This window comes from Lentzea alba, assembly GCF_047445655.1.
GTDB classification, from domain to species: Bacteria; Actinomycetota; Actinomycetes; order Mycobacteriales; family Pseudonocardiaceae; genus Lentzea; species Lentzea alba_A.
The window spans coordinates 287253-302053 of record NZ_JAJAEG010000010.1 but is presented as its reverse complement, the minus strand read 5'-3'; the positions used below and the strand labels follow the sequence as shown (position 1 = coordinate 302053).

At 68.5% G+C, this 14801-nt stretch carries 21 protein-coding genes; 8 read left to right on the top strand and 13 right to left on the bottom strand.

Annotated elements, in window-relative coordinates; genetic code table 11:
• Positions 1-2: 2 nt before the first annotated feature.
• Positions 3-674: an RraA family protein gene (locus LFM09_RS19130; protein ID WP_414097835.1), complete on the bottom strand. Its 672-nt coding sequence runs from the start codon at positions 672-674 to the stop codon at positions 3-5.
• A 10-nt stretch (positions 675-684) separates the two neighbouring features.
• Positions 685-1845, bottom strand: coding sequence for an MFS transporter (locus LFM09_RS19125; RefSeq protein WP_414097834.1), 1161 nt, complete (start codon positions 1843-1845; stop codon positions 685-687).
• Positions 1846-1919: 74 nt separating this feature from the next.
• On the opposite strand from LFM09_RS19125, the gene LFM09_RS19120 reads away from it, so the two are divergent.
• Genes LFM09_RS19120 through LFM09_RS19110 form a run of 3 tightly spaced genes read left to right on the top strand, consistent with a single transcriptional unit; the run spans position 1920 to position 3720 of the window.
• Positions 1920-2657 carry a DeoR/GlpR family DNA-binding transcription regulator gene (locus LFM09_RS19120; protein ID WP_414097833.1) on the top strand — a complete coding sequence of 246 codons (738 nt, stop codon included), beginning with the start codon at positions 1920-1922 and terminating at the stop codon, positions 2655-2657.
• Complete coding sequence (locus LFM09_RS19115; protein WP_414097832.1) at positions 2654-3208, top strand: HAD-IA family hydrolase; 555 nt, start codon at positions 2654-2656, stop codon at positions 3206-3208. The genes LFM09_RS19120 and LFM09_RS19115 overlap by 4 nt, the downstream gene beginning before the upstream one ends.
• Positions 3208-3720, top strand: coding sequence for a hypothetical protein (locus tag LFM09_RS19110; RefSeq protein WP_414097831.1), 513 nt, complete (start codon positions 3208-3210; stop codon positions 3718-3720). The genes LFM09_RS19115 and LFM09_RS19110 overlap by 1 nt, the downstream gene beginning before the upstream one ends.
• On the opposite strand, the gene LFM09_RS19105 is transcribed toward LFM09_RS19110, so the two are convergent.
• From LFM09_RS19105 to LFM09_RS19085, 5 genes are read right to left on the bottom strand one after another with little or no spacing between them, the layout of a single operon-like run.
• Positions 3717-4250, bottom strand: a complete 534-nt coding sequence (locus LFM09_RS19105; RefSeq protein ID WP_414097830.1) for a vitamin K epoxide reductase family protein — start codon at positions 4248-4250, stop codon at positions 3717-3719. The two genes, LFM09_RS19110 and LFM09_RS19105, sit on opposite strands and share 4 nt — an antisense overlap.
• Positions 4247-4846 carry a DsbA family protein gene (locus LFM09_RS19100; RefSeq protein ID WP_414097829.1) on the bottom strand — a complete coding sequence of 200 codons (600 nt, stop codon included), beginning with the start codon at positions 4844-4846 and terminating at the stop codon, positions 4247-4249. Before LFM09_RS19100 ends, LFM09_RS19105 begins: the two co-directional genes overlap by 4 nt.
• Before the next feature lie 49 nt (positions 4847-4895).
• Entirely contained in the window at positions 4896-5294 is a 399-nt protein-coding gene (locus tag LFM09_RS19095) for a hypothetical protein (RefSeq protein WP_414097828.1), read from the bottom strand.
• Between the two features lie 23 nt (positions 5295-5317).
• Positions 5318-6793 (bottom strand): carboxylesterase/lipase family protein, encoded by a 1476-nt coding sequence (locus tag LFM09_RS19090; RefSeq protein WP_414097827.1) that lies wholly within the window; start codon positions 6791-6793, stop codon positions 5318-5320.
• Between the two features lie 17 nt (positions 6794-6810).
• Positions 6811-7377 (bottom strand): TetR/AcrR family transcriptional regulator, encoded by a 567-nt coding sequence (locus LFM09_RS19085; RefSeq protein ID WP_414097826.1) that lies wholly within the window; start codon positions 7375-7377, stop codon positions 6811-6813.
• Between the two features lie 57 nt (positions 7378-7434).
• Here LFM09_RS19085 and LFM09_RS19080 point away from each other — a divergent pair, with 57 nt between their 5' ends.
• The 3 genes from LFM09_RS19080 (at position 7435) to LFM09_RS19070 (ending at position 8808) form a co-directional block, all read left to right on the top strand.
• Positions 7435-7710 carry a hypothetical protein gene (locus tag LFM09_RS19080; RefSeq protein WP_414097825.1) on the top strand — a complete coding sequence of 92 codons (276 nt, stop codon included), beginning with the start codon at positions 7435-7437 and terminating at the stop codon, positions 7708-7710.
• 95 nt (positions 7711-7805) lie between these two features.
• Positions 7806-8672 (top strand): Scr1 family TA system antitoxin-like transcriptional regulator, encoded by an 867-nt coding sequence (locus tag LFM09_RS19075; RefSeq protein WP_414097824.1) that lies wholly within the window; start codon positions 7806-7808, stop codon positions 8670-8672.
• Positions 8650-8808 (top strand): DUF397 domain-containing protein, encoded by a 159-nt coding sequence (locus tag LFM09_RS19070; RefSeq protein ID WP_414097823.1) that lies wholly within the window; start codon positions 8650-8652, stop codon positions 8806-8808. The genes LFM09_RS19075 and LFM09_RS19070 overlap by 23 nt, the downstream gene beginning before the upstream one ends.
• Here the strand turns inward: LFM09_RS19070 and LFM09_RS19065 are convergent.
• The 4 genes from LFM09_RS19065 to LFM09_RS19050 all read right to left on the bottom strand — a co-directional run bounded on the left by LFM09_RS19065 (position 8805) and on the right by LFM09_RS19050 (position 11321).
• Entirely contained in the window at positions 8805-9158 is a 354-nt protein-coding gene (locus LFM09_RS19065) for a hypothetical protein (RefSeq protein ID WP_414097822.1), read from the bottom strand. The two genes, LFM09_RS19070 and LFM09_RS19065, sit on opposite strands and share 4 nt — an antisense overlap.
• A gap of 90 nt (positions 9159-9248) precedes the next feature.
• Entirely contained in the window at positions 9249-10295 is a 1047-nt protein-coding gene (locus LFM09_RS19060) for a M4 family metallopeptidase (protein WP_414097821.1), read from the bottom strand.
• Positions 10296-10362: 67 nt separating this feature from the next.
• Positions 10363-10770 carry a hypothetical protein gene (locus LFM09_RS19055; RefSeq protein WP_414097820.1) on the bottom strand — a complete coding sequence of 136 codons (408 nt, stop codon included), beginning with the start codon at positions 10768-10770 and terminating at the stop codon, positions 10363-10365.
• On the bottom strand, positions 10767-11321 hold the full coding sequence (locus LFM09_RS19050; protein ID WP_414097819.1) for an RNA polymerase sigma factor: 555 nt from the start codon (positions 11319-11321) through the stop codon (positions 10767-10769). Before LFM09_RS19050 ends, LFM09_RS19055 begins: the two co-directional genes overlap by 4 nt.
• Positions 11322-11485: 164 nt before the next feature.
• Between LFM09_RS19050 and LFM09_RS19045 the strand changes: the two genes are divergently transcribed.
• On the top strand, positions 11486-11662 hold the full coding sequence (locus LFM09_RS19045; protein ID WP_414097818.1) for a hypothetical protein: 177 nt from the start codon (positions 11486-11488) through the stop codon (positions 11660-11662).
• A 3-nt stretch (positions 11663-11665) separates the two neighbouring features.
• Here the strand turns inward: LFM09_RS19045 and LFM09_RS19040 are convergent, their stop codons facing one another.
• Positions 11666-12154 carry an FBP domain-containing protein gene (locus tag LFM09_RS19040; RefSeq protein ID WP_414097817.1) on the bottom strand — a complete coding sequence of 163 codons (489 nt, stop codon included), beginning with the start codon at positions 12152-12154 and terminating at the stop codon, positions 11666-11668.
• Between the two features lie 67 nt (positions 12155-12221).
• Between LFM09_RS19040 and LFM09_RS19035 the strand changes: the two genes are divergently transcribed.
• Entirely contained in the window at positions 12222-12788 is a 567-nt protein-coding gene (locus tag LFM09_RS19035) for a TetR/AcrR family transcriptional regulator (RefSeq protein WP_414097816.1), read from the top strand.
• Here LFM09_RS19035 and LFM09_RS19030 read toward each other — a convergent pair.
• On the bottom strand, positions 12785-14728 hold the full coding sequence (locus tag LFM09_RS19030; RefSeq protein WP_414097815.1) for a S8 family serine peptidase: 1944 nt from the start codon (positions 14726-14728) through the stop codon (positions 12785-12787). The genes LFM09_RS19035 and LFM09_RS19030 overlap by 4 nt on opposite strands.
• Positions 14729-14801 lie beyond the last annotated feature (73 nt).

The following is a 14801-nucleotide window of genomic DNA, read 5'->3' as shown; positions in this document are numbered from 1 at the left end:
CCTCACTCCTCGACGGCGCCGCCGATCTTGCGCAGATGCTCGCGGAACGTGAGCCCGCTCGCCAGGTATTCGCTGAACCGGAGCTGGCTGCGCAGGGACTCACCCTGCCGCACCCGTTCGGCCTGCGCTCGTTCGACGTCACGAATGCTGGCGGCTTTCGCCATCAGCGCGTCCACGTCCGAGGCAGGCACGAACAGCACGCCGTCGTCGTCACCGAACACCACGTCGTCGGACGTGAGGGTCCACTCGCTGACCTCCGCCGTCGAGAGAGCCTCGGGCGCACGGTCGCGCAGGCTCAACGGCCCGGTCGGGTTGGCGCCGAGGCTGAACACCGGCAGTCCGATCGCGCGGATGTCGGCCGTGTCGCGGTGCAGGCCCCAGATCACCACGCCCGCCAGCCCGGCCGCGCGGGCTTCGAGCACGATCAGGTCGCCCACGCAGGCCTCGTCGGCGCGGCCGTCGTTGTCGACGACGAGCACGTCGCCGGGCTGACTGCGGTCGATCGCCTCCAGGAAGATGTCGACGCTGCCCGCGTGCCGGGCGGGCAGGACGCGGCCGGAGATCTTCGTACCGGGGATGACCGGCGTCAGGGAGGCCGTGCGGACCGGGATGTTCGCCCGGATGCAGGCGTCGGCCAGGTGTGCGGTGGTGAGATCCAGTTCGGCAAGCTGCATGCGCACAGTCTTACGCCGGCACGCGCTCCTCGGCGGGTTCGGTCCGCAACACGTTCGCGGACAACGCCGCGACCACGCAGAACGCCACCGGCAGCAGGAACGCGATGTTGAGCGGCATGATGTGGGTCATCCACCCGATCACCGCGGGTCCCGCCAGCACGCCGAGGTAGCCGAGCCCGGCGACGCGCGACATGTTCGCCGCCGCCGCACCGGGTTCCGCGTGCCCGGCCGCGCTGAACAGCTGCGGCACCGTGCCCGCGAGCCCCGCACCCGCGATCGCCCAGCCGACCAGCGCCAGCCAGATCCACGGCGACAACGCCGCGGTCGCGATGCCGACCGCGCCGATCGCCGAGCCCCAGCGCAGCACCGCGACCGAGCCGACCTTCGCGGTGATCCGGTCCGCCAGCAGGCGTCCGGTGGTCATCGTCGTCGCGAACGCGCCGTACGCCAGCGCCGCGATCTCCGGTGACGCGTCGAGGACGTCCTGCAGGTGCAGCACGCTCCAGTCGTTCGCCGCGCCCTCGCTCAGCATCACGAGCCCGGCCAGCGCTGCCATGACCCAGATCCGGCGCGGAACCTTGCGCTTCCCGGTTTGTTCCGTGGCGTGCTGCTCTTCCTTCTCGTTGAGCAACGCCCTGGCCGTGACGAGGCTGACGACGACACCGAGCGCCCCGGCCGCACCCAGCGTCACAGCGGGGGAGACCTCCCAGCTCAACGTCCGCGCACCGGTCAACGCCGCCGCCACGCCACCGAGTGACCATGTCGCGTGGAACGCCGACATCACCGGACGCTGGTAGTGCCGCTCCACCACCACGGCGTGCGCGTTCATGCTGACATCGATCAGACCGTTGCCGATGCCGAAGATGAGCAGTGCCGCACCGAGCGTCCACTGGTTCACGGCCAGACCGGGCAACACGGCCGACACGCTGCACAAGACACCAGCCGCGGGCACCACGTACTTCACGCCGATGCGGTCGGTGACCTTGCCGCCGATCCGCATGCCGATGAACGCGCCCAGCCCGAGCAACAGCAGCAGCCGGCCGAGCTCGGCGTGGTCGATGCCGGTGCGCTGCTCGACCGTCGGGATGTGCACGAGCCACAGCCCGAGCAGGAACCCGTTGAGCCCGAAGTACGTGAAGGTGGCCACCCGCGCGGCCTTGAGAGCGTTCACATGCTTCACGCTAACGAACGGTTCGCGTGTTCGAAAGGTTGTGTTTCGAACACCACTGATGTTCAATCACGGCCGTGTCCCGCTTGAAGCAGATCACCGAGGCCGTCCGCGACGCCGGGTCGCTGGGCGTCGCGGACCTGGCGACGCTGACCGGCGCGTCCGAGATGACCATCCGCCGCGACCTGGAGGTGCTGGCCGCGCAGGGCGTCCTCGAACGCTTCCGCGGCGGCGCCCGCAGCCTGCTCCTGCGCGGCTCCGAACCGCCGTTCGCACTGCGCGCCGACGAAAACCTCGACGCCAAGCAGCGCATCGCCACCGCCGTCGTCGGCCTGCTCGCGGACGGCGAGTCGGTCGTGCTGGACAGCGGCACCACCTGCCTTGAGGTCGCACGGCTGCTGCACGACCGACGCATGACCGTCATGCCGTTGTCTCTGCACGGCGTGAACGCGCTGTCGTCGTCGTCCTCACTCACCCTGCTGGTACCCGGCGGCCGCCCACGCCCCGGCGAGCTGGCGCTGACCGGCCCGCTGACCCTCGCGTCGATCACCGCGCTGCGCTTCGACACCGCCGTGGTCGGGTGCTGCGGTCTGTCGGCGGCGCACGGCATGACGGCGTTCGACCTGGAAGACGCCTCGGTCAAACGCGCCGCCATCGCGTCGGCCCGCCGTGTCATCGCCGCCGTCGACGCCTCGAAACTGACCCGCACAGCACTGGCCCACGTGGCTCCGGTGTCCTCTTTGGACGCCGTCGTCACGGACGCGGAAAGTGCCGTTGAACTGGAGGAAGCCGGCGTGACGGTGGTGACCGCGTGATCGTTTTGTTCGACATGTTCGGGGTGATCGCGCGCGATCAGTCGGCCGAGGTCATGGCGACGATGAGCTCGTCGCCCGAGTTCTGGGACGCCTACTGGGCGCACCGGCCCGCCTACGACCGCGGTGACGTCACGGCGTCGGAGTACTGGCAGCTCATCGGCCACCCGCCGCTCGTGGAGCAGGACGTCGCGAGCTGGAGCCGGGTCGACGACGAGATGGTGGCGCTGCTGGGCACGTTGCACGCGGCGGGACAGCGGATCGCGTTGCTGTCCAACATCCCTGAGGACCACGCCCGCAACTTCGAGCAGACGTACGCGTGGCTGGACCTGTTCGAGGTGCGCGGATTCTCGTGCCGGATCGGGGCGGCGAAACCGGAAGCTGCCGCGTTCGAGTGGTGCCGGGATGCGTTGGGTGGCGGCGAGATCCTGTTCGTGGACGACAAGCTGGAGAACGTCCAGGCCGCCGAACGTCTCGGGATGCGTGGGCACCACTTCACCGGGATCGACGGCCTGCGAACGGTTCTGGGCTCTACAGCGCGGCCGTCGATGTGATGGGCCGCAAGTACATGGCGGCGGTGTTCTACGCACCCGGCGACCGCTCCGACCTCACTGACGCGCTGGGGCTCGTCGGCGACACCTGGGGGCCGTTCCAGCAGGTCCTCTCGCACGTCGGCCGGCTCGACGAGCACACCTGCGCGACGCTGCGGTTCTCGTTGTACGACTTCTTCGACCTGCGTGGCGAACCTGAAGAAGAGAGCTTGGCGAAGGACCCGGCACTGCCGTTCGCCTACTTCTTCCGCGACGCGGCCGCGAAGGCGGGCTGTGAGGCGGCGTTCCTGGCGACCCGCCTGCACCAGTCCGATCCGGACTGGCTGGAGGGGCGCTACTGGATGGTGCTCGCCCGCGACATCGACTCCCTGGCCGCGGAGGCGTTCGGCCTGCTGCACCTCGACGACGGCATGGTCCTCGACTGGGCCGCACCCCGGTTGAACGAGCGCAACATCCTGCCTGGCGGCCCCGGCTTGACCTTCTTCGCCGGGGCCGGCTCGGCACGCTGGTTCTAGACCAAAGTGGACCAGTAGAACCAGAACGCCTGCAGGATCCCGCCCGCGATCAGCAGGTACCACAGGATCAGCACGACGCTGTGGTACTGGAACGTCGGCCGGACGTTGCGCAGCGTCGTGTACCAGAAGATCGGGATCGTCACGGCCCACACGACCATGCAGTACGGGCACAACGCGCCGATCTCGTACAGGCTCTGAATGATCAGCCAGTGCACGAACAGCACGCCGAGCGTCACGCCCACCTGCAACCCGAGCCAGACCCACCGCGGCAACGTCACCCCGGCGAGCAGCAGCACGCCGACCGTCGTCACGACCGCGAAGCCCGCGATGCCGAGCAACGGGTTCGGGAACCCGAACACCTCGGCCTGCGCCGTCTTCATGATCGAGCCGCAGCTCAGCACCGGGTTGATGCTGCACGTCGGCACGTAGAACGGGTCCTTGAGCAGCGCGATCTTCTCGATCGTCAACACGAACGACGCGACCAGGCCGATGAACCCGCCGATCGCGAGGACCCAGGGGACGGGCTTCACGAAAGCTCCCGGTCGATCGCGGCCTTCAGGTTGTCGTACGAGGGCGCACCGCTGAACTTCGTGCCGTTGATGAAGAACGTCGGCGTGCCCGTCACCCCGGCCTTGCTGCCCTCCGACCGCTCGTTGAGCACCTGCTCGCGCAACTTGGCGTCATCGAGCGCCTTCTCGAACGCCGCCACGTCGAGCCCGAGCTGCTGCGCGAACCCGACGAACACCGAGCGCTGCGACGTCTGCTGGCCGCCCCACTCCTGCTGCGACTCGAACATCACCTTGAAGATCTCGTCCCGCTTGCCCTGCGCGCCCGCCGCCTCGACGGCGACCGCGGCCAGCTCGGCGTTGCGGTGACTGGGAATGGGGAAGTGGCGAATGGTGAACGTGACCCGGTCGCCGTACTCGGTCTTGAGCTTCTCCACGCCGGGGTAGGCGGCGCGGCAGGACGGGCATTCCAGGTCGAGGTACTCGACGACGGTCACCTTGCCGTCGGCGGACCGCGGTGCGGCGGTTGTGCTGCTGTTGCGGTTGAACAGCAAGAAGCCTGCGACCACCACCGCGACGACGGCGACGATGATCAGGGACACACGAGCGTTTTTGGACATGGCAGAACTCCACGGAGCTGAAGGAACGGGACCGAAGAACGGGTTCGGTCTACGCGCGCAGCACGCAAAGCTGCGCCAGCCGCACTTCCAGCCGACGTGAACGTGGTTCCAGCACCTTGGACAGGCGCACCAGCAGCGCCCGGAACTCGCTGGGCGGCCGCAGCAGAGCAAAGCCGATGAGCACCGCGAGTGCCACGACGAGGCAGGCGCCGGCGACGAGGATGCCCTCGATCAGCCCGCCGTCGTCCGACTGGTCCGCGTGCGCCACGACGTGCGTGCTCGACGTCGGACACTGCGCGGTCCAGGCGAACTCCGTCTCGCACGGGGTGCCCTGCATCATCGCGACCCCGGCCACCAGCGCGAGCACGGCGAAGACCCGCGCGAGATACGCGCGGGTTCGCGAGCTGCGGGTGCCGAGCACGTGATCCAGAGTAGCGACCCTCCGCATGCGCTGGGCGTATGGGGGAGAAGCTAGTTCCAGAACCCCAGCTTGTGCTCGGCCGCGTAGTCGACCGGGCCGATCGCGCCTGGCGCCAGCGACTGCACGTACTGCCCCTCGGAGAACTTCGCCCATCCCGGCGACCCTGTCCGCGCGAAGTCCGTCCACACCTTGATCATGTGGTCGGACAGCCCGCGGTCCTTGGCGAAGTCGCCGTCCGGGAACAGATAGTCGATGTCGGACGAGTGGTTCGCGCCGTGCAGCTCTTTCGGGAACTCCGGGTTCGTCGCCGCGTTGCGGTCTGCGAACTCGAACGCGTAGACCGGCGCCTTCTGCGCGTAGAGAGCGTTCTGCTTGAAGGTCGCCCGCGCCCACACGCGATCCGTCAGCACCGTGGCCCATGCCTGCTTCGGCGACGCGTAGGCGCTCACCGGGTACTCACGTTCGATCTGAGCCGCTCGGTCCGGGAACGCCTCCCGCACCAGCCGCGAGTAGTCCTCGGCGGACATCGGATCCGGCCGGAACAACCCGACGAAGCTGTTGTGCTCGTCGCGCGTGGCCCCGACGAGGATCGGCACGTTCGCGAACTCCCCGGCTTCCAGCGACTCGCCGGGCAACCGAGGCAACATTGAACCGCCGTACCCGACCGGCTGGAAGATGTTCATGATCTGCGGATACTCGAGGAGCTTCTCGACCGGCAGCTGCCGCAGGCACTCGACGTCCGCGCACCCGAGCTCGCGGGTGATCATCGTGCCGATCTCCTGGATCTCCGCGACCGGCCGCCACGCGAGCGACGGCAACGCCTCCAGGTCCGGGTACCAGGCACCCTTCGGCACGTCGACCAACGTGAACGAGCTGTGCATGACCGCCTTGTGGAACAACGGCTTCTGCCCGATCAGGTGCGCGCCCACCGCGGTCGCCCCGAACGACACCCCGAACAGCGTCACGTTGCCCGGATCCCCGCCGAACGCGGCGATGTTGCGCTGCACCCACTCCAGCGCGGCCCGCTGGTCGAGCAGCCCGAACTCACCGGAGTGCGCCAAGCCCGGCAGCCCGAACCCGCCGAACACGCCCATCCGGTAGTTGAACGTCACGACGACGACATCCCCTTGCCGCGCAAGACGTTCGGCGTTGAAGTAGTGCCCGGCCCCGACCGCGCCGTCGCCGTGCACCCACACCATGACCGGCTTGCGGCCCGAGGTGCCGGGCGTGGTCACGTTGGCGAACAGGCAGTCCTCGTCCGTGCTCGCCGTTGCCGCGTAACTGGATCCGACCTGCGGACACGGACTACCGGGCTGGAGCGCGTCCTTGACCCCTGTCCACGCCTCGCGCTTCACCGGCGGCTTCCACCGCTCGGGCTTGGCCGCGTACGGAATCCCCTGGAACACCAGGTGTCCGTCCCGTTGCTCACCCCTGACCTGCCCGGTGTCGGTCGCCACGACGTTCGACGGCACCGCATCCCCCTTTCCGCACGCACTGATCACCAGCGCTGCGGCCAAAACCAGCATCCCCCGACGCAAGATGACTAACCCCCTGTAGCTAGGTCGACGGCCGCGACCAACTCCTTTTCGCAGACGTCGAGATCGAGTGCCCCGGACCGCAGCACGACGCCGTTGCGCATCGCGAGCACGAACACGGCCATCACGTCCGGGTCGAACGCGCGGAACTCGCCGGCCTCCTGCCCCTGCCTGAGGAGCTCGGCCAGCGCCACGTGATCGGAGTCGGCGATGCCACCGTCGGTCACCGCCGCGTGTGCCCGGATCCGCAGGAACGCGAGCATCTCGGCGCGGTGCTCACGCAGGAACGCGATGTTGGCTCTGAGGAACGCCCGCAGCTCTTCGCGGGTGGTCGGTTGTCCCATGCGTTCCTGCACGAACGCCCCGAAACGCTTCAGGACATCCGCGAACACCACGTCGACAAGCTCCTGCTTGTTCCGGAAGTGGTACGAGATCAGCCCCGTGCTGCTCAGCCCCGCACGCGCCGCGATCGCCTTGAACGACGTCTCCGCGTAGTCCAGCTCCGCGATCGTGGCGATCGCGGCCTCGACGATCTGCGCCCGGCGGGCCTGCTCGGTCACGGTCTTTGCTCGCATGAGCAAAATTTAGTACAGCCGAGCAAACTCGGGTGCGGCGCCGGTTGCGCTGGTGCCGTGAAGAGGAAGTCGCCACAGGAGAAGAAGGCGCTGAGCTACGCCAAGGACCGTCGCAACACCTTCGGCCAGAACGACAAGGCGTCGCGCAAGAACATCGCGCGCAACAAGCGCATCCGTGCGCGGATGGAGCGTCACCAGGCGCTGGCTCATGAGCCTGTGGACGACGTCGAGGGTGCGCTGCACCGGCGGGCGTCCTGGCGGTCGTGGTGGCGCAAGCTGCCTGACGCGCCGCTGGGCGAGGTCATTGCGCGCAAACTGGCACGTCGCCGTTGAGCGACGGGTTTGGAAGGCCGCCAAACAGCATGCTTTCAGGTTGATGTGCGGCGAATGGGTGGAGCCAAACGGACCACCGGTTCTACCGTCCCCGCATGCCATTGCGGAGATCAACGGTGCGCGGCCGCGAGTTCGGCGACGCGATACGGGCGCTGCTGCGGGCAGCCGATCTGACCAACCGCGCCGCCGCCGAGTTGCTGGGCTGGCAGGAGGCCAAGGTCTCGGAACTGGTCAACGGCAAGGAAGGCGTGAGCGACGTCGACCTCGCCAAGTTGCTGGGTCTGTTGCGCACGCCGCCCACGGAGTTCGACCACCTGATGTCGTTGCACAACGACACCCACATCAGGGATTGGTTGCAGCCCACCAGTTCCGGCAATGCGGACCGAGCGCGCACACTGCGCGAGAACGAGAAGATCGCCTCAGGCGTGTCCGGCTGGTCGATGAACCTTGTGCACGGCCTGTTGCAGGTTCCCGCCTACATCAGTCACGTCGTCCACGTGTCGTCGCGTTGGTCCGCGGACGAGCGGCCTGCCGTCATCAGCAACCGGGTCGAGCGCCAGAAGGCTGTTCTCGACGGGTATCGCACGGTCACGATCTACATGCACGAGCAGGCGTTGCGGCTGCCCGTCGGCGGCCCAGAAGTCATGGCAGAGCAACTTCACCACTTGCTGCGCCTGTCCGTTCGCCCCTACGTCACGATTCGCTTGATCCCCACAGCGCTCGGACTTCACGCCGGACTTGCAGGCTCGTTCGACATGCTGTCGTTCAAGAAGCTGCCGTCGATCGTCTTCGTCGAGAGCGAGGGCGCTAACGTCTTCTTGGAGGATCAGCCTTCTGTCGGTCTCTACGAAGACGTGCTGAAGTCACTCGGACGGACGGCGTTGGACGAGGCGCGAACCAGGAAGCTGATCACCGACATCATCGGTGGGGAGGCGTGCGGTGACCAGGTGGCGGAAGAGTAGCTACAGCGGCAGCGACATCAACTGCGTCGAGGTGGGCCGTGGCGTCGGCCTCCGGGACAGCAAGGCCCCGTCGATCGAACTCCCGCTCACGGCCCACCAGTGGACGCGCCTACTGCGTCAGATCAAGTCGTACTAGATCTTGCAGTCGTGGTGGCTGCCGAAGTTGGGCAGCAGGTTGTTGCGGGTCCAGCCCTTCACTCCGGTCGTGTAGTTGAACAGGTAGGTCCAGAACTCGGCGTCGTTGCCGCGCGTCGTGCACCAGTACACCAGCCGGTGCGACGGCTGGATCGACCCACGCCCGGTGCACCCCGTCGACGACCCCGTGCGGATCCGCGCGCCGGCCTCGCCACCGCCGTCGAAGAAGCTGCCTTCCACCCCGCACGCCGCGTGCTGCACGCCGACCTCAGAGGCCTGCGCGGAAGCGACACCCGTCATCATCAACGCCGCCGCTGGTACAGGTGCGAGCAATTTCCCCAGTGCGTTCATCGTGATACCCCTCAGTTGAACGCCCCCCAGACGGCGATCCGATCATGGATCACGACGAAGTACCAGGGCCTCGCACCAGCTGCTCGATGACTAGTTGACGCCGACGTCGTTCCACGCGCTGCGCACGGTCGCGGCGACGTTCGCCCCGAACAGCGCCTGCGCTGAAGCCACGGTCGCCGCCGCCGCCTCGGTGAAGTTCGAGTTGGTGCCGAGCTTCGTGGCCAGCGCGTCGTACCAGACCTTGCCCGCCCGCTCCCACGCGTTGCCGCCGAGCCGCGTCGCCGCGAGGTAGAAGGCCCTGTTGGGGATGCCGGAGTTGATGTGCACGCCGCCGTTGTCGTTGCGCGGGTTGCCGTCGTCGGGCAGGTCGACGTAGTTGCTCATGTGGCCGGGCTGGCGGTCGAGCTGGTGGGCCTTGCCGGGGTCCTTCATCGACCGCAGCGCCACGCCCTGCAGCTGCGTGCCGAGGATGCCGGCGCCGACGAGCCAGTCGGCCTGGTCGGCGGACTGGCCGAGCGCGTGCTGCTTGACCAGCGAGCCGAAGACGTCGGCCATCGACTCGTTCAAAGCGCCGGACTGCTTGCGGTAGCACAGGCCCGCCGTGTACTGCACGACGCCGTGCGTGATCTCGTGGCCGACGACGGAGACGTCGCGGGCGAGCGCACCGAGCTGGAACACCTTGCCGCTGCCGTCGCCGTAGACCATCTGGGTGCCGTCCCAGAAGGCGTTGTCGAAGCCGCGCCCGAAGTGCACCGAGCTGACGAGCCTGAGGCCGTTGCCGTCGATGCTGTGGCGGCCCAGCACGTCGCGGAAGAAGTCGTAGGTCTTGTCGGCGTTGTCGAACGCGTCGTTGACGGCCGGGTCGCCGAACGGGCCGTCGCCCTCCTTGCGCCGCATCACGCCGGGCAGGTTGCGCTCGTCGCCGCCCTGGACGTCGTGCACGGCCTTGAACTCGCTGGACGGTCCCCGCAGCTGGTCGGAGTCGAGGCCGAGGAACTGGACGGCATCGGTGAGCGTGGCGCGCTGGGTGCGCAGGGCGGCCGAGGCCAGCAGGGTCGAGATGGTGTCGCGGGAGTCGATGTTGCCCGCTTCGGCGAGCTCGATCAGCAGGTGTGCGGGCAGGATGAAGCAGACCATGTTTCCCCCTCTGGTTCCCCTTGTACCAGTGGAAGAGGGTGGATCATCGGGTGCAAATACAGCGGGTTCAGCTGCTGGTCCACTGCGTCACGACCGGCGTGCCGTCTGCGGCTGTCACCCGGATCCGCACCAGGCCGGCCGGTACCTCGGTCGCCGTGAACCAGCCGTCGGAGATGGGCACCGCACGGCGTGAACGCGGCGTCTCCACCACCGCCTCACCCTCGGCGCCGGTGACCAGCCCGCGCACCACGCCGTCGTGGATCTCCAGGCTCACCGTGACCCGGTCGGACTCGAACGCGAGCACCAACGGCCCGTCGCCGCGCACCAATGCCTCGGACTCCACCAACGCCGCCAACTCGGCGTCCAGCGCCCGCAACGCCAGCGCCGCGCTGGCGTCCCTGAGCACACCGGCCGGCACCGGGTCGAACTCCTCGGCCGCCGCGCGCAGGACGTCGAGGAAGTCGTCGTCGTTCATGACCGTTCCTCCAGCAGCTCGTTGCCCCTGACCAGCGCCTTCAACCGGCCCAGGCACCGCTGCCTGATCGGCCCGATGCTGCCGATGGGCATGTCGAGGGCGAGCGCGACGTCGGCGTAGGCGGGCGGCGGCGAGGCCATCAGCACGCGCAACAGGCGGCGGCAGCGGTCCGGCAGCTCCTCGAAGACCCGCCAGAGCGCGGCGTCGCGTTCGCCGACGATCAGGTCGTGGTCCACGGCGGGGGCGGGGTCGGGGGAGTCGGCGATCTCCTCGGCCGGCTCCGGCAGGCGCCCGGAGCGGCGGATGAGCTGCAGGCACTCGTGCCGCGCGGTGGTGGCGAGCCACCCGGCCAGGCGTTCGGGCTCGGCGATCCGGTCCAGGTGCTCGACCAGCTTGATCCAGGTGCACTGAACGGCGTCGGACGCGTCGGCCTCGCTCAGGCGGTAGGCGCGGGCGATCGACCACAGCAGCCCGCTGAACTGTCTGACCAGCGCGTCCCACGCGGCCTGCTCGCCACGCCCGGCCGCGGCCAGCGCCGCTGGGATGTCCATGTGGACATGATGCTCCTGCTCGCGCTCCTGATTCCGCTGTTCAGCGACGCTCCCCCGTTCGGATCAAAAGAGACGCGAATGGATCCATTCACATGATGCCTGCCCTAAACGCGCCATTTGGGTGCATCCTGTGTCGGACAGCACAACCTGAGGACTGATGAACAATGACCAGTGCGACCGCGGGCTCCCGCCACAACTGGGAGTCGGACCTGGAGCGCTACCGCGACCGAGCGGTGCACGTGCTCGAGGCGCACGTACCTGCTGAATCCGGCTGCACCGAGTGCGGCGACCCGTGGCCCTGCGCCCGCGCGTGCACGGCGGAGCTGGTGCTCGAACTCTGAGGCTCACGACCTCACCCTCGTGAGGAACGCGGCCACGTTGCCCACGGTGCGCTCGACCTGGTCGTCGAGCGTGATCGACTCCTTGAACCGGGACCCGGGTCCCGCGCTCTTCTTCCCGCGCAGGTACAGCGAACAGGCCAGGTCAGCGCACACGTAGACGCCGACTGAGTTGCCCAGCTGCCCGGACTTCCCGGACTTGCGCGCGGTCATCAGCGACACGCCGTCCCCCTGGTGCGTGGTCAGGCACCACGAGCACATGGTCTTGCGGGCACGCCCTGACTGCGTCGCCCGCCGCAGCGCGATGCCCACGAGGCTGTCCAGGTCGATCACCAGGTAGGCGCGGTCGGGCGCCGCGGGGTCGCGCCAGCCGAGGAAGTCCAGGTCGTCCCAGGGGCGTTCGCCGAGATCCTTGGGGACGTGCATGCGCTTCGCCTCGCCCTTGGTGCAATTGACGAAGGACGCGCGGATGTCGTGTTCGGTCACCGGCTTCATGACCTCGGACGCTAGGCTTACCTAGAGGTCCTAGGCAAATCATTAAGGACCCTAGGAAGGGTGGCGCATGGCACGCGCGGGGCTCACCGCCGACCGCCTCACGCAGGCGGCCGCGGAGCTGGCGGACGAGGTCGGCTTCGAGAACGTGACGGTGTCCGCGCTCGCCCGGCACTTCGGCGTGAAGGACGCCTCCCTCTACTCGCACATCCGCAACGCCCACGACCTTCGCGTCCGCCTCGCGGTGCTGGCGCTGGCGGAGCTGGCTGATCGCGTGTCGGATGCTTTGGCCGGCCGTTCGGGCAAGGACGCGCTGGTCGCGTTCGCCAGCGCCTACAGGACGTACGCGCGCGAGCATCCCGGCCGGTACGCAGCGACGCAGATGGCGCTGGACCCGGACACGGCGGCGACCAGCGCGGCCTCGAAGCACGCCGAGATGACCCGTGCGATCCTGCGCGGCTACGACCTGTGGGAACCCGACCAGACCGACGCCGTACGGCTGCTGCACAGCACGTTCCACGGCTTCGTGTCGTTGGAGCGCGCCGGTGCGTTCCACAGCCACCCGCGCGGGGTCGAGGCGTCGTGGCTGAGGTCCCTCGACGCGCTCGACTCCCTGCTGCGCTCCTGGCCTGCCTAGACCGGGATGTCGCCGGTCTGGCCGAAGCCCTGGACCTTCTCCTTGAGCTCACGGGTCAGCCACGACGTCCACGTGCTGTTCGGACTCCACAGCGTGAAGTCGTGCTTGTTGTCGCCGTCGAAGAACCCGGGCACCGGGATGTCCTCACCGCTGCCGAACCTGCGGGAGGTGTGCCCGGCCCCTTCGCGGTGCAGCGAGTAGAACGTCGCGTCGGACGGCCGCCAGATCACCCAGTCGTTCCTGCGGTCACCGGTCACGTCGGTCGCCACTGGGACGTCGCCGGCCTGCCCGTACGCGACGTTCGAGCGCGTCCCGTTCGAGTGCAGGACGTACCACATGGCGTTGGCAGGCCTCCACACCGTGAAGTCCGCACGCTTGTCGCCGTCCCAGTCGCCGACCACAGGCACCTCGGGGGAGAACTCACCGTGCTTCTGAACGATCTGCCCGGTGCCGTTGGACTTCAGCACGTAGAACGTCTGGTTCGGCGGCCGCCACACGGCCATGTCGGCGCGGTTGTCGCCGTCGTAGTCCGCCGGCACCGGCACGTCGTTGGCCTGCCCGTGCTGCTGGACCGTCACCCCGCCGTCGGTCGAGCGCACGATCGACCAGGTGCCGGTCTGCGGTCGCCACAACGCGAAGTCGCCCTTGCCGTCACCGTCGTAGTCCGCGGCCACCGGCACGTCACCGGGGAAGGCCGGATCGCCGAACTGCCGCGCAGTCTGGCCACCTGTGGACCGCAGGACGTACCAGGTGGCGTTGGACGGCCGCCAGACCGCGTGGTCAGCGGTGCGGTCGCCGTCGAAGTCCGCCGCGAACCGCTGGGACACCCGTGGCGTGAACCCGTTGTACAGCAACCGTCCCGGCGCGTTGGCCGAGTCCGTCACGACGTTCGGCGTCGCGGTCCGCACGATCGCGCCGTGCACGTCGGCCGGAAGCGCCAGCGGGTGCGAGGACAGGTAGATCGCCGCCGCGCCCGCGACGTGCGGCGCCGCCATCGACGTACCGCTGATCGTGGCGGTCGCCGTGTCACTCGTGTTCCACGCCGACGGGATGTCCTTGCCAGGCGCGAAAACGTCGACACACGGCCCGCCGTTGGCGAACGCCGCCCTCGCGTCCGTCCGGTCTGTCGCCGAGACGACGAGCCCTTCGTGCACCGGCTGGATGCGGCACGCGTCCCCGCCGTTGTTGTTGCCCGCCGCCAGCGCGTAGGTGATCCCGGACCGGATCGAGTTGCGCACCGCCTCGTCGAGAGCCGGGTTCGTGTCCCCGAGCTGCTTGGGCCCGAAGCTGATGTTGGCCACCGCCGGTTTGACCGCGTTGGCGGTCACCCAGTTGATCCCGGCGATGATCTCGTCGCTCAGCCCCGCGCCACCGCAGTCGAGCACCTTCACCGCGACAAGGCGAACCTTCTTGGCGACCCCGTGCTCGTTGCCGCCGAGCGTGCCCGCGACGTGCGTGCCGTGGCCGTTGCAGTCCTCGTTCGCGCTGCCCGCGACAGCGTTGTAGCCCCACTCCGCCCGGCCCTGGAACGCGGTGTGCGTGGTGCGGATGCCGCTGTCGAGCACGTAGGCCCGCACACCCTCGCCGGCCTTCACCGAGGTGTAGCTGTTGTCCAACGGCAGATACTGCTGGTCTGTGCGGTCCAGGCCCCACGACGTGGTCTGATACCGGATCACGGGTTCGACTCGCTCGACCCGCGGGTCTGCGGCGATCTTCTCTGCTTGGGCTTCGCTGGCTTCCAGCGAGTAGCCGTTGAGGGCGTGGGTCCACCGGTCGCGGATCTGGCCGCCGTCCGGGGGTGTCGCGTTCTTCTTCAGCACCACGACATAGCGGCCGGACACGATGTCCGCGCCGGGAATCGCGGTGATCGTTCCGGTCTGGGCCACGGCCGGTGGCGTGAGGGTCGCGACGAGCAGGCCCGCGAGCAGGAGTGCCTTCATGGCTCTCATTGATCCCACGGCGGGTGGCCGATTCCGCAGTGTTGTTCCGTTGACCGGGCTATGCTCACGTTCA

Excerpts from the sequence above, each read along its gene's own strand:
- LFM09_RS19050 (WP_414097819.1), bottom strand. The coding sequence starts at position 11,321 with ATGGACATCCCAGCGGCGCTGGCCGCGGCCGGGCGTGGCGAGCAGGCC.
- LFM09_RS19110 (WP_414097831.1), top strand. The coding sequence starts at position 3,208 with ATGGGCCGCAAGTACATGGCGGCGGTGTTCTACGCACCCGGCGACCGC.
- LFM09_RS19100 (WP_414097829.1), bottom strand. The coding sequence starts at position 4,846 with ATGTCCAAAAACGCTCGTGTGTCCCTGATCATCGTCGCCGTCGTCGCG.
- LFM09_RS19085 (WP_414097826.1), bottom strand. The coding sequence starts at position 7,377 with ATGCGAGCAAAGACCGTGACCGAGCAGGCCCGCCGGGCGCAGATCGTC.
- LFM09_RS19040 (WP_414097817.1), bottom strand. The coding sequence starts at position 12,154 with ATGAAGCCGGTGACCGAACACGACATCCGCGCGTCCTTCGTCAATTGC.
- LFM09_RS19065 (WP_414097822.1), bottom strand. The coding sequence starts at position 9,158 with ATGAACGCACTGGGGAAATTGCTCGCACCTGTACCAGCGGCGGCGTTG.
- LFM09_RS19045 (WP_414097818.1), top strand. The coding sequence starts at position 11,486 with ATGACCAGTGCGACCGCGGGCTCCCGCCACAACTGGGAGTCGGACCTG.
- LFM09_RS19130 (WP_414097835.1), bottom strand. The coding sequence starts at position 674 with ATGCAGCTTGCCGAACTGGATCTCACCACCGCACACCTGGCCGACGCC.
- LFM09_RS19075 (WP_414097824.1), top strand. The coding sequence starts at position 7,806 with ATGCCATTGCGGAGATCAACGGTGCGCGGCCGCGAGTTCGGCGACGCG.
- LFM09_RS19095 (WP_414097828.1), bottom strand. The coding sequence starts at position 5,294 with ATGCGGAGGGTCGCTACTCTGGATCACGTGCTCGGCACCCGCAGCTCG.
- LFM09_RS19035 (WP_414097816.1), top strand. The coding sequence starts at position 12,222 with ATGGCACGCGCGGGGCTCACCGCCGACCGCCTCACGCAGGCGGCCGCG.
- LFM09_RS19055 (WP_414097820.1), bottom strand. The coding sequence starts at position 10,770 with ATGAACGACGACGACTTCCTCGACGTCCTGCGCGCGGCGGCCGAGGAG.
- LFM09_RS19030 (WP_414097815.1), bottom strand. The coding sequence starts at position 14,728 with ATGAAGGCACTCCTGCTCGCGGGCCTGCTCGTCGCGACCCTCACGCCA.
- LFM09_RS19090 (WP_414097827.1), bottom strand. The coding sequence starts at position 6,793 with ATGCTGGTTTTGGCCGCAGCGCTGGTGATCAGTGCGTGCGGAAAGGGG.
- LFM09_RS19060 (WP_414097821.1), bottom strand. The coding sequence starts at position 10,295 with ATGGTCTGCTTCATCCTGCCCGCACACCTGCTGATCGAGCTCGCCGAA.